The following is a 12781-nucleotide window of genomic DNA, read 5'->3' on the forward strand; positions in this document are numbered from 1 at the left end:
AGTATACCAGTTAACGGATATGTCGTAAACAAATAATATTGTAATAATTAAGCAATATCTGTAACTAATAAATGCTATAATGTATATGAAACAGCAGTATTGACCGGAATCTCTGTACGAGATCTCTTTTTCTTTAAATTACAAAAACTGCTGCGGATATTACTGTCATCCAGTCTCCGCTTTCGTGTACTGTGGACGACCTGGGGACGCTGAAGGTTTTGAGAGGTGGCTCTTTTGTCCAGGTGCTGTACATGCTTTCTGCAAGTTTTACAGCGTGTATACCAGCATCCTGTGGATTTTCTTCGTAAGCGTGGTACTCTGAGATATAGCCGTGTCTGCTAATATCCTTCGGGAGAGCACATCCTACAGAAGTGGTTAATGTTCTCCCGGGCTCATTGGAAGAGATTCTGGACATTACACAGAAAACTATCTCTCCAGGGCTCAGTTCTTTTAAACCCTCTTCCTTTGTCACAATTTCACATTTAGGGGGCAGAATGGAACTTACAGTCACCAGATTAAATTTTTCAATGCCTGCATCCCGGAGGGAAACCTCGAATGATTCAAGTTTTTCGGGGTGTGTGCCGACCCCAGTTGTAAAGAATACTTTTTTTGGAATTAACTTTGTAATCATTTTTGTATCCTTAAAATATCCTCAGTTTAAGCCTAAGTCAGATAGCAATTATTATTTTTAAGCGTTGCCCTCCAATTTCGCTGAGTAAAGTTCAATTTCTGTTTATTCAGGCGTCAGCGAACTGCCCAGGTCCATATCTATACTTTTATTTTTATATTCTTTTAAGGAAATCTCCAGATTGATTTTATCAATCTGAGGTTCTTTTCTTTTTTTCAATCTACTAAACGAATTTCTTTACTCAAAATCAGCCTGTTACTTTTAAGGTTTCTTTTGTTCTGTTCTTTCTTACCAATTTTCTCTTGCCCCCTCTGTTTTTCACTTAGACCGCTTTACTTTCCGGTCTTTCTGCAAAATCTCTCATAAGCTTTATATTATGCAGGATAATTAATCGTGTGTTACTCCCTGCAATTTTCCTGTCCGCAGCCTTTTAATAGGGAAACTATTCAATTTTTCCGGAGGCTTTCGGAAGTGCGGACCTGATTACATGCGTTATTGTAGCAGGAGATTGTGTTTTTTTCTGGCCCCGGGCCTGAAGATAGATACCATTAATTAACCCTCATCTCGACACAAAGGCAGAGAAAATGGCAGAGAAACTCAACCTTAAAGTTATGGAATTGCTTAACGGCAGGCGGCTTTCAATAAGCGGGATCACGCGGGAATTGAAAGCTGAGGGAATAGAAGAACACCGTCTGGTCCTTACAGGCTATCTCAGGGCGCTCAGGGACCTTGGACTCCTGGACGAAGTCGAGGTTCCCCCTTCGAAAATCTATGCTCTGCCTGAAAAGAGCAAAGAGCCTTTGCCGGAAAAAGGCAGGGAACCCAGGTCAACCGACCCCTCCAACCCTGAAGACATTTATTCCAATTTCAGGGACCAGCTCCTTAAAGTAGACCTGGACTTCCGGATCCCTGTTGGCGTTTATGTAATTTCCCGGCTTTTTGAAAGGCCCTGTTTCCGCAGGGAGCTAAAGCTGGTGGGAATCACTCAGAAGCACCTTGACCAGTATATGGAAAAGCCCGGAATTGTCTGCGAAGCCCCTGACTCGCACCTGAAAAAAGCCAGAGCCGATATCACAAAAATTGAAATCCCTGCGGATGACCCTGCATACGAAATCCGCGAAAACAGGGAAGAGATAATAAGGCTTGCAAACGAGGTTCTTGCTGGAATGATAAAACACAGAATAGACCTGGAAGGGCTGGTAGCAAAAAGCAAGCAGACTACCCTGCTTCCCTGAAGACATTACACAGACCAAAATCCTGAAAATCTTTATACAAATCCAAACTGCTATCAATCAATATCAAACGGCAGGCTGGCCCGAAGATGAAAGTTGCCTGTATCCAGATGGATGTGCTTCACTGCAAGAAGCAGGAAAACATTGAAAAAGCCCTTTGCATGGCTCTCGAAGCCGTTATGAAAGGAGCCGAACTAATTGTTTTTCCCGAGGTCTTTTCCACAGGCTTTTGCTATGATAACTTCGGTCATGCTGCAGAAAGCCTGCCTTCTCCTGTCCTTGAAAACCTGGCATGTTTTTCTGAAGCTAATGACTGTGTTATCCTCGGCTCTGTTATTCTGAAGGAACCCGCAAAAGATTGTGAAAAAAGAGATATCAGAGAAGGAGAAATTGATTTTTCAGGAAAAGTAAAGGAAGTGCCGGGAAGTAAAAACTCCGCTCTCTACTATAACCTCGGTTTCTGTTTTGAGTCCGGAATCCTTGCAGGCACTTACCGCAAGACCCACCCCTTCAGGGACGAAAATAAGTATTTCTCAAAAGGCAGCTCAATAGAGCCCATTTCCCTGAAAAAGCAAAACCTGAAAATCGGTTTTGAAATCTGCTATGAACTCCGCTTTCCCGAGGTTGCAAGAAAACTGGCTCTTGCGGGTTCTGACCTGCTCGTGACCACAGCCGCTTTCCCGAATCCCAGGTCCGAACACTGGAAGGTCCTTGCAAAGGCAAGGGCGATAGAAAACCAGATCCCGCACATCGCCTGCAACCGGACGGGTTCTGCTCCTGACTGCAGTTACTTCGGGCACTCGATGATTATTGATGCCTGGGGTGAGGTAAAAGCCGATGCAGGCAGCAAAGAGTGTGTAATAGTTCACGACCTTGACCTGTCCGGAAAGGATGAGATCCGAAAGTCTATACCTGTTTTTGAAGACAGGAGGGCGGAGCTTTATTGATCCTATCAAAACTTTTTTTCTTCCGATTTTCCTTGCTCATCCGGGATTTTGAAGAGATAGGGGCAAAAGCAAAAAATCCAGGTACTCTACTAAAAAGTAACAGATCACAGGAAATGCAAAAAATAATAAAAAAGGTCAAGAAGCCTTATGGCTTCTTTTACTCTCCTTTCTTTTCTTCAATATAAATCGCAGGCCTCAGGGGTTCTGCAAACCTGGACTTCTTCTGGGGGTCATACTCAGGAGAATCTGCACTCTGGATTTCGACCGGGCATCCGATTTCTTTCTCGAGGAAGGAGGCAGACTCTTTCAGGAGGTCCTTTTCATCAATGCCGAGGTAAGCAAAAGTCTCGTAGCGTTCTGCACCTCCGCTCTTGAACTCGGGCACTATTTTCTGGACGAACTTCGGGATCTCTTTACCAAAGCGCTTCAGCTCAGGGTTTGCCATAAGGGTCTTGATCAGCGTGCCGACCTCAAGGGGAGCTTCAACATGAAGTTCGCAGGCACACCTTATAGCTTCAGCTTTCCATGCAGGAGCCGTGTACAGGTAGACCTTCTGTGGAGTCATCTTTGTAACCCTTATGATCTCTTCAATATCGTTCAGGGTGCTCTTTACAGCCTCTTCTGCAAGTTCTGCGCCGTTGTCTATAAGGTCTTCGTTATACAGGGGGTACTGGGCAAGGGAAATCGGGTCTTCGTGCCCCATGGCTTCCCAGATCTCTTCACAGAGGTGGGGGGTGAAAGGAGCCATAAGCCTGACCCAGTTATCCAGCACGTAGTAGAGCAGGGATTCCCCGCCTCTTCTCTGGTACCATCTGACGTCGTTTATCAGCAGGAAGAAAGAGTTCTGGATGGCTTCCCTGGTCTGGATTGAGTCAAGGGCAACATTTGTTTCCTTTATGTAGTTCTGCATCCTTGAGAGCATCCAGCGGTCGATCTGCTTCAGCTCGGCCCTCAGGGTTTCGCGTTTTCCGCTCTCAATGACGTCCTTTGCAAAGGCATAGAACCTGTCAACCTGCCTGCGGGCAGAATCTATACCAGTCTTCTGCCAGTCTGCGTCCTGGGTCTGTTCGGCTGTCGAGAGGATGTACATCCTTGTTATGTCTGCTCCGTAAGTGCTGACTGCACTTTCCAGGGTCAGGATGGGACCTTTGGACTTGCTCATCTTCTGCCCTTCAAGGGAAACAAAACCATTTACTGCAAGGGCTTTTGGCCACTTGTCCTCTTCAAAAAGGGCTACATGGTGGAAGAGGAAGAAGAGCAGGTGGTTCGGGACGAGGTCTTTTCCTGAAGATCTGAGATCAACAGGATACCAGTAATTGAAATGGCTGCGGATTTCTTCTATCAGCTCAGGTTTGAGCCCGGTTTCCGCAGAAACTGCTGCAGAATCGCCTTTTCCAAGGAAGACATAGTCGAAGAATGAAAGGGTAAGCTGTTCAAGGTTGAGGTCGCCTTTTTCGAGGAACCTTGCAATAATATAATAGCTCATGTAGATTGTCGAATCGCCGAGAGACTCAATCAGCCATTCCTTATCAAAGGGAAGGCGGGTCCCGAGACCTTTTCTGCGGGCACATGCTTTATCCTTGAGCCAGTCAACCTTGTTTTCGAATTCGACCCTGTACTCTGCTGGGATGATCCGCATCTGGTCAAGGCATTTGTAGACCTTTGCCTTCCATTCCGGGCTTGAATAGTTCAGGAACCACTGGCCCTTCACCATATTCACTACACATGGAGTTCCGCAGCGGCAGACCACGGGTTCGCTGAATTCATAGAAGGTTTCACCTGCATTTGAGGCAATGAAATCCCTGGTAAGTATGTCTTTAATCTTTGAGACAGGGTATCCTTTGTATTTTCCGGTAAGCTCCTTAAGGACTCCGCCGTGGAACTCTCTCCTGTACACGATCTTTGTGGCTTCTTCGGCTTTAGGGTCTTCCTGGTTTGCAATTCCCATGCTTTCCACGATTTCTTTTGCAGGGAATTCTCCGAACTCGGGGACCTGGATAAGAGAAATAAGTTCGATTTTCCTGAGGTCTTCGGTTATTCCATATTCACTCAGGTCAGCATCGTAAAGATCGCGGAGTGCAAGGTAGTCAAAAGGCGCATGTGCAGGCACACTCATTACTATCCCGCTTCCGTTCTCAGGCCTGACAAAGGATGCCGGAAGGGAGATTACTTCGTCTCCGGTTACAGGGTTTGTAAGTTTGATCCCTATTACGGATTTTGCAGGCACATCCTCGACATATTCGACTGTCCTGTCCGTAAAGGTGAGTTTTCTGAACGCGTCTTTGCTGACAACCCAGAACTCTACGTTTCCATCTTTCTCTACTCTTGCTTTTACATAATCAACTTCCGGGTTGACCCAGAGGTTGGTCACTCCGTATGTTGTTTCAGGCCTGAGGGTTGCACAGGGGAGGACAAGGTCTTTGTACCTGAACTTTATCAGGGTGTACTCCACGATGGTGGCTTCTTCTCCGTGGAGGATATCGTGGTCTTCTACAGGGTTGTTATCGTTCGGGCACCATTTTACCGGGTGGGAGCCTTTTACAATCAGGCCCTTTTCTTCAAGTCGGGTGTACTGCCATTCGATGAATTTTTTGTAGGTCGGGTCGGTTGTTGTGAACTTTCGCCTCCAGTCAATTGAGTACCCAATCATTCGCATGGCTTTCTCGGCTTCCACCTTGAAATAGTCCACAATCTTTTCCGGAGTATTAAGGGTCGGCAGGATATCTCCCGGGATCCCGTGCAGGCGCTCATATACGTCCATGGTCTGAGGGTCACGGCTCGCAATCAGTTCGGCAAGTCCTACAATGGGGGTTCCTGTTACGTGGAAGCCCATAGGGTAAAGCACATTGTATCCTAGCATCCTCTTATGCCTTGCAACCACATCGCCTATTGTGAAGGTACGGGTATGACCTGCGTGCAGGTTTCCATTGAGGTAGGGGTAAGGGATTGTTATGAAGAACTTTTCCCGTTTATCCGGTTCAGCCTGAAAAATCCGGCTTTCATTCCATTTTTTCTGCCATTTATTTTCGATCTCGTGAGGCTTATAATCCTGCTCCATTCTTTTCACGCCCACAGATAAATTATCATGATAAAAAAATCTTAATCCGGCTTTATTTTGCCTTCCCGAAGATTGCTTCCCGGATAGCCTCTATATTTGCATCAACAACAGTCGGCTCCTCGCAGACATCAATCACAGTCTGGGGGTCTTTAAGGAGGTGCCCTGTGGTGATGCAGACAACGGTCTCGTCCCTGCCTATAACACCCAGATCAACGAGTTTCTTAAGCCCTGCAACCGAGGCTGCACTTGCGGGTTCGACTCCAATGCCTTCAAGCCTTGCAAGGTCTTTCTGGGCTGCAAGGATTTCTTCGTCAGTTACGGATTCCGCAGTTCCGCCGGACTGCCTTATGGCGCTCAGGGCTTTTGTTGCGTTCACAGGGTTTCCAATTCTGATCGCAGTTGCAACGGTTTCCGGGTGCTCTTCCGGGGTAATTGCTGGAGCCCCGCTCTTTATGGCTTTTACGATGGGGCAGGAGCCTTCTGCCTGGATCCCTGTCATTTTCGGAAGTGAGTCCGTTATTCCGAGGATTTTGAACTCCCTGAAACCCTTGTAGATAGCGGTAATATTTCCTGCATTTCCTACTGGCAGGACAATCCTGTCAGGCACCTTGAAGCCGAGCTGGTCTGCAATCTCAAAGCCTATGGTCTTCTGACCTTCCAGCCTGTAGGGGTTGATCGAGTTTAAGAGGTAAATCTTTTCCTGGGAGCAGAGAGTGCGTACAAGAGCAAGTGCATCATCAAAGTTTCCGCGGATACTGAGGACCTTCGCCCCGTGCATAAGGGCCTGGGCAACTTTCCCGAGGGCAACCTTTCCTGCCGGGAGCAGCACAACTACAGGAATTCCTGCTTTTGCCCCGTAGATTGCAAGGGCTGCTGAGGTGTTTCCTGTAGAGGCACAGGCAACGGTGCTCATTCCGAGTTCAAGTGCCTTCGTAACCCCTACAGTCATTCCCCTGTCTTTAAATGAGCCAGTAGGGTTCATCCCTTCGTGTTTTACATATAGTTCCTTTATCCCTATTTTTTCGGCAAGGCGGTCGCATTTGTAGAGGGGGGTCCCGCCTTCTTTTATGGTTACAGGTTCTCTTTCTATGGGGAGAAGTTTTGCGTATTTCCAGACCGAGGGACATTCGGTCTTCAGTTTCTCCATATCAGGTTTTATTGAAGAATAGTCATAAATAACATCAAGCAGCCCGTCACATTTGCTGCAGGTATAGATTACTTCATCTTTTGAATACTCTGCACCGCACTCGATACATTTCAGATGGTACATTAAATTGCTCCTGTATATGATTTTGAATTTTCTGGATGTCGGGTCCCGGTTCAGGCCCGATCTAATGCAAGATATTTTTCAGTATAACCCGGAATTCGAATTTTCAGGTTGAGAATCTGGATTTCGGATTAGTATAATATTAGAGTTTAATAATATTTTGTATCCTTAACACGTTATTTGCTTTTAAATTATACTGTTTTTTAGAATTCTACTGTATTCGGGCTTTATAATATCTCCGTAGCAGCAAGCTTCTAATGTATGCTCGGCTCCGCGGCAGAAGAAATAAACAGCTATGAAAGAAGGTAGTCTGTATTTAAGGTAAAAGGGCATGATTTCCGGGAATCTAAAATTCAGGAGCCTAAAGCTCAATAAAAAATTGTAAAAAAGCAGATTTCCGGAAGAATTGAATTTTTTTCAAATCCTCCCGGAACTGACCGGCTGATAAGGTTCTCTCTGAATTATTTCCTTTCCGGGCTTTCCGTTTGCAGAGCCGGAATCTTGCCGTGCTCTATCCCGTAGCCTTCTACAGCTTTAGGTGCTCCGAGAAGGAGTTTCCTGATCCTGTTATATACGCTCGGGTATTTCCGGGGGTCAAGCTCCTCAAGGAGGCCTGCAAGAATTTCCACCAGCGGGATATGGTATCTGATCTCCATCTGGTCGATGTTTGCAAAGGCATTGAGCAGGTTGACCGTTGTATATTCGTTTACAGGAGCCAGTTTTCTCAGGATTTCTGCAAAGAGCTTCCTTCCTTCTTCGGTCTGGAGTGACTTCTTGCGGTTGCGGGCAAAGCTTCCGTAAAGGGCACGCTGGTCGTTTGTCTGTTCTATCCTGAAAGCGTCTGACCTTTCCATTTCCCTGACAAGTTCAACCGCATCAACACTGCTGTTGCTTCCTATGACCGAGAGGAAGGCTTCCCAGGCAATGAGGTTCTTTTTCGATTCGGCTTCAAAAGCCCTCAGGACTTCTATTTTGTCGGGAGCCGAGCTGTTCAGGTATGCGGCAAATGCACTCAGCCGGTCGGTCGCACAGACTGCAGTCTCAAACTGCTGCTTTATCAGGGAATGAATGTCAGGGGTATCAAGGGTTGCAAGGACTCCAAGGCAGATGTTTTTAGCCTGCCTGCTCTTGATCACCCTTGCTGTTTCTTCCAGAGACCCGTCCCTCGGGACCGAAGCGTTTTCAAAGTAGTGGTAGGCAGAAATCAGAGAGCTCCTGTACTTTCCGGCAACCGCCTTCAGGAGCGTCTGCTTTACATCATAAAGTTTCTGGTAATGGTGGGCATAATCCTTATCCTCCACGGACTCGAAAATGGTCAGGAACTGCCCTCCTGCCCTTTCGAGAAGCTGCCGGTCATTGAGAAGCCTGTAGTAAAGTTCCACAAAGTCTTCGGAGGGGGCAGCGTTTGGAACTTTAAGGAGCCTCAGCTTTTCCCTGTCCACGAAGGTATAGAAGGCTGTAAACCTGCCTATAATGTCGCTGTCCTTCCTGACCTGCATGAGGAGCTCTTCCTGGCTTGCTTTGTAAACAAGCTTCCCGTAGAAAGAATATCCCCTGTTAAGGGAAAGGAAAGAAGGCATACCCACGTTTTCAATTACAATCTCTGCAGTTTCTCCGCTTATCCTTTCCAGCACCTCGGCAATGTCTTTTCCGTTCTCGTCAACAAGGGCTGCCCTGAACGGGAATTCCCAGGGCTTTCCTCCAGCCGGGAACTGCTGCTTTATGAAGAAAGTGAATTTCCTTGCAGGTTTGTCGTATTCGGCTGAGACCTCGACCACAGGGAATTTAGTCTGCTTTAGCCAGGTCTCTGACATCTCTTTTAAGGGCACTCCACTTTCTTCTTCCATAGCTTCTATCCAGTCCTGCGTGGAAGCATTGGAGTGCTGGAACTTTTTGAAGTAACGGTCAAGCCCCCGGACAAAAGTGTCTTTTCCAATCAGGCTCTCGACCATGCGCACGTATTCAGGGGACTTTACATACGTAACTGAAGTGATAAGGTCGTTAGGGTCATTGAACCCGTCAGGGATGATGGGCATGGAAGCAGCCCCGGAGTCCAGGGCAAAAGTCCCGGATGCAGGTGCTAGAAGATCAAGCACCCTCTGGAGCCTCTGGTAGTCCTCGCCGAAAAGGAAAGCATGGTACTGCTCTTCCACGTGCACGGTCACGGCTTCGTTTAGCCAGATCTCAAACGGGCTTCTCCCGGTAACCTCGGACCCGTTCTGGTTGTGGTAGTACTCGTGCACCTTGACCCGGATCATGTACTCAAAAGCAGGGTCCGTTATCTGCGGGAAAGGCATGATGCGGTTTGTGGTGATGGTGGTGTTCCCCACGTTTTCCATGCCGCCGAAGTCCGAGTTCTGCATCCCGATTTCCCGGTATACGGTTCCTGTGTACCTGTACCCTGGAGTGATAGTTTTGATTAGCCTTGCGAGTTCTTTTCTGATTTTTACGAGCTCTTCTCTTTCTCCTTCCTGTCCGGATTCGGGCTTTGCTTCCATTTTCAGCTTCTCCCTCCTGCGGACAAGGTCCCAGATCAGCTGCCTTACTGGCAGTTTGTCCTTATCGAACTGCTCAGGCCCGGTAAAGACGTAGACCCACATTACGCAGTCGTGCAGGATATCAAGAGCCTTTTCTGCAGCCCTGGCATCCGAATCCGGAGGCACGAGCAGTTCCAGCATAAAAGTGCCCCCGTCAGGGTACTCAAATTCCCTTTTAAAGGTTGCATAGGTGCCGACTCCGAGGAAAAAGAGATAGGTCGCCATGGGCGTTACCGAGTTGTCGTATACGATTTTGTCCCTGCCGGGCTTTATGGTCTGCCTCTCGACAGCAACATCCCCGTTTGTGATGAGGTTTGTGTACCTTGAGTCTGCAATGATGGTCGTCCTGTAGGTGCATTTTGCAGTCATGTCGTCAATGCAGGGCACGATCCTCTGGAACCCCCACTGCTGGCACTGCGTGATCTGCTGCGGAGGAGCCCCTGCCGGAGTTTCGTCGTAGTACAGCCCTTCAAGGATATTTTTTGTGGGCCTGCAGACCGTATCCGTGATAACTGCAATCTCGGTATGCGGCGGAATCACGTCCCTGAAGTTGATCTCAAGAATCGCTTCTTCTTTCCTGAACCTGTAAGAGACCTCGGACTGAAAACAGCTCACAGCCCTGATTTCAAGGTCTTTGCAGTTTAACTCCAGTTTTTCAATGGGCTCATCTTTTGTCCTGACCCTGAGTATGGACTTCACATTCGTCCTGTCATCATAAATGTCAAACGTCAGGTCCATGTGCAGAACATCAACCTTAAGTTCCCCGAAATCTTCTGGATAATATTTGTACAGCCTGTTATTCATAAAAGGTCACCGGGTGAAAGTTATGAGTGTTATATTGTGGGATAGAAAAGGGAGAGGAGAGATTTAAATGTGTAGTTTGGGAGAAGGAAATTCAAAATTTTAATATCAGATGATTCGTATCAACATGTTAATATATTCTAATTTCATCTGATGTTAATCATTTTTTAGAGAATAAACAAGGTCAAAAAGAAAAACAGTTTCGGTGAATTTCTGGATGAAATCAAAATACACAGTTCTTGATATGTTTTCTGGTGCAGGAGGACTTTCAGAGGGATTCTTTCAACAGGGATTCAAATTCGTTTCTCATATTGAAAAAAATGGCCATGCTCGAGATACCCTGGAAACCAGAGCAATTTATCATGCTCTGAAAGATTCTGTGAATGAAAGGATATATAGAGATTACATTTTCGGATATCTAAATAGAGAAGAATTCATCCAGAAATTTAAAGAGCTGGAGCTACCACAAGCTGGATTGTTGCAGGGAGAAGTGACTGAGTCAAACGAAGCTACGATGATAAAAGAAATTCAAGAACATTTGAAAAACATCGATAGTGACTCGGTTGATGTAGTTATAGGAGGACCACCATGTCAGGCTTATTCTGTTGCTGGGAGAGGCAGGAAGCCAAAAGAAATGAAAGATGATCCTCGTAACTATCTATATAGGCATTACCTATCTTTACTGAAACATTTCAAACCAAAAATTTTTGTTTTTGAAAATGTTCCTGGTATTAGAAGTGCAAAAGAAGGAACTATCTACTCAAATATACATGAAGAACTGGAAAAACTTGGATATAAAACAGAGGCCCATATACTGAACGCAAAAGATTTTTCTGTACTTCAGGAAAGAAATCGGATAATATTTATTGGCTGGAAAAACGAGTATGATCTTTCGTATCCTGACTTTGTAAAAACCCCTCCAAGAAGGTTCCATGTTTCTTCTCTTTTAAATGACCTTCCCCCCTTGCAAGCTGGCGAAGGTACTGAAGGTCCTGCAAAATATACAAAGCCGTTTTCATGGTCTTCTGAATACCTTCAAAGATTTAAGATTAGAGAAAAAAAAGATATACTCATTCAACACAAAGCAAGAATACATAATTCCAGAGATCGTACTATATACAGACTTGCAATTGAAAAATGGGATATAGAGAGAAAAAGATTAAAATATGATGAACTGCCACCGGAACTCCAGACACATAAGAATAAAACGTCGTTTCTGGATAGATTTAAGGTTGTCAATCAGTATGGTTGCTCCCATGCTGTACTTGCCCACCTTTCAAAAGATGGTCACTATTTTATTCATCCGAATATTAAGCAGGCAAGATCTCTGACAGTTAGAGAAGCAGCCAGAATACAATCATTTCCCGACAACTACAAATTTGAAGGCCCAAGAATTGCACAATATACGCAGATTGGTAATGCTGTGCCTCCTCTGATGGCTAAAGGAATAGCAGTTGAAATCGAAAAGATGCTTGAAGAGATTTCATGAATGAGATCAGCGATAAAGAATATTTTTCAAAAATAAAAATAATACGAACTGAACTTCTTATCTGGGGAGAGGAGAATCTGAGGAAATTTCCCTGGAGAGAAACCTCTGATCCCTATAAAATTGCTGTTGCTGAAGTGATGCTTCACAGAACGAAAGCTGATCAGGTAAAAGATATTTATGAACAATTTATTCTTAAATATCCTGATTTTGAATCGATTGTTAAAGCTGGTCGTGAAGCAATTAAAGCTGATTTGAAATCCCTTGGACTTTTCTGGCGTGCTGATTTACTTTATGATATGGCTGTAGAAGTTGTAGAAACATATGGTGGAAAACTGCCTCTGGATAGGGAAATATTGATGACAATGCCAGGAGTAGGGAATTATATCTCAGCGGCAATTCTATGTTTTGGATATAACCTTCCTGAACCAGTACTTGACACAAATACTGTTCGTGTTCTTGGAAGAATTTTAGGGCTGAAAATTTCTGATTCCTCAAGGAGAAGCAAGCTTTTCTATAGAATTATGCATGATCTTGTTAATTTCTGGGATCCAAGAACCGTTTCTTTCGCTTTAATTGATTTTGCAAATGCTGTTTGTATCTCTGGAGATAAACCTAGATGTGAAATTTGTAGTATGAGGGATGTTTGCATATATCACATTACCTAGCATGAGATTAATTAAAATCTACTTCTACCATCTCAAAACTTCTATTTTTTCTGTTAAATTATTCTACTATGGATAAAGAATATGTTTTTAATTGTTATACATATATAATATCTTTATTGAGTACTTATTACATCCAATTCCTTAATGATATCATTAA

Annotated in this window: 8 protein-coding genes; 4 read left to right on the forward strand and 4 right to left on the reverse strand. The window is 45.1% G+C overall.

The features are described 5' to 3' along the window. Positions 1–133 precede the first annotated feature (133 nt). On the reverse strand, positions 134–631 hold the full coding sequence (locus tag PLL47_RS00500; protein ID WP_324443570.1) for a pyruvoyl-dependent arginine decarboxylase: 498 nt from the start codon (positions 629–631) through the stop codon (positions 134–136). A gap of 581 nt (positions 632–1212) precedes the next feature. Here PLL47_RS00500 and PLL47_RS00505 point away from each other — a divergent pair. Both PLL47_RS00505 and PLL47_RS00510 read left to right on the forward strand, forming a co-directional pair. Beyond that, on the forward strand, positions 1213–1863 hold the full coding sequence (locus PLL47_RS00505) for a hypothetical protein (protein WP_324443572.1): 651 nt from the start codon (positions 1213–1215) through the stop codon (positions 1861–1863). Between the two features lie 86 nt (positions 1864–1949). Next, complete coding sequence (locus PLL47_RS00510; protein ID WP_324443574.1) at positions 1950–2807, forward strand: nitrilase-related carbon-nitrogen hydrolase; 858 nt, start codon at positions 1950–1952, stop codon at positions 2805–2807. 157 nt (positions 2808–2964) lie between these two features. On the opposite strand, the gene leuS is transcribed toward PLL47_RS00510, so the two are convergent. The 3 genes from leuS to PLL47_RS00525 form a co-directional block, all read right to left on the reverse strand. Continuing rightward, positions 2965–5865, reverse strand: a complete 2901-nt coding sequence (leuS, locus tag PLL47_RS00515) for a leucine--tRNA ligase (RefSeq protein ID WP_324443748.1) — start codon at positions 5863–5865, stop codon at positions 2965–2967. A 52-nt stretch (positions 5866–5917) separates the two neighbouring features. After that, the gene (gene thrC, locus PLL47_RS00520; protein WP_324443576.1) at positions 5918–7135 is read right to left on the reverse strand and encodes a threonine synthase; all 1218 of its coding nucleotides are present in this window, start codon (positions 7133–7135) and stop codon (positions 5918–5920) included. Positions 7136–7593: 458 nt separating this feature from the next. Then, positions 7594–10473 (reverse strand): DUF3458 domain-containing protein, encoded by a 2880-nt coding sequence (locus tag PLL47_RS00525; protein ID WP_324443578.1) that lies wholly within the window; start codon positions 10471–10473, stop codon positions 7594–7596. A gap of 214 nt (positions 10474–10687) precedes the next feature. Between PLL47_RS00525 and PLL47_RS00530 the strand changes: the two genes are divergently transcribed. Both PLL47_RS00530 and PLL47_RS00535 read left to right on the forward strand, forming a co-directional pair. Beyond that, entirely contained in the window at positions 10688–11959 is a 1272-nt protein-coding gene (locus PLL47_RS00530) for a DNA cytosine methyltransferase (protein WP_324443580.1), read from the forward strand. After that, on the forward strand, positions 11956–12624 hold the full coding sequence (locus PLL47_RS00535; RefSeq protein WP_324443582.1) for an HhH-GPD family protein: 669 nt from the start codon (positions 11956–11958) through the stop codon (positions 12622–12624). Before PLL47_RS00530 ends, PLL47_RS00535 begins: the two co-directional genes overlap by 4 nt. The last annotated feature ends 157 nt before the right edge of the window (positions 12625–12781 follow it).

Source organism: Methanosarcina sp. (genome assembly GCF_035390745.1).
Classification (GTDB): domain Archaea; phylum Halobacteriota; class Methanosarcinia; order Methanosarcinales; family Methanosarcinaceae; genus Methanosarcina.

Bases quoted from the DNA above. Each gene is read 5' to 3' on its own strand.
- PLL47_RS00500 (WP_324443570.1), bottom strand. From the start codon at position 631: ATGATTACAAAGTTAATTCCAAAAAAAGTATTCTTTACAACTGGGGTC.
- PLL47_RS00505 (WP_324443572.1), top strand. From the start codon at position 1,213: ATGGCAGAGAAACTCAACCTTAAAGTTATGGAATTGCTTAACGGCAGG.
- PLL47_RS00510 (WP_324443574.1), top strand. From the start codon at position 1,950: ATGAAAGTTGCCTGTATCCAGATGGATGTGCTTCACTGCAAGAAGCAG.
- leuS (WP_324443748.1), bottom strand. From the start codon at position 5,865: ATGGAGCAGGATTATAAGCCTCACGAGATCGAAAATAAATGGCAGAAA.
- thrC (WP_324443576.1), bottom strand. From the start codon at position 7,135: ATGTACCATCTGAAATGTATCGAGTGCGGTGCAGAGTATTCAAAAGAT.
- PLL47_RS00525 (WP_324443578.1), bottom strand. From the start codon at position 10,473: ATGAATAACAGGCTGTACAAATATTATCCAGAAGATTTCGGGGAACTT.
- PLL47_RS00530 (WP_324443580.1), top strand. From the start codon at position 10,688: ATGAAATCAAAATACACAGTTCTTGATATGTTTTCTGGTGCAGGAGGA.
- PLL47_RS00535 (WP_324443582.1), top strand. From the start codon at position 11,956: ATGAATGAGATCAGCGATAAAGAATATTTTTCAAAAATAAAAATAATA.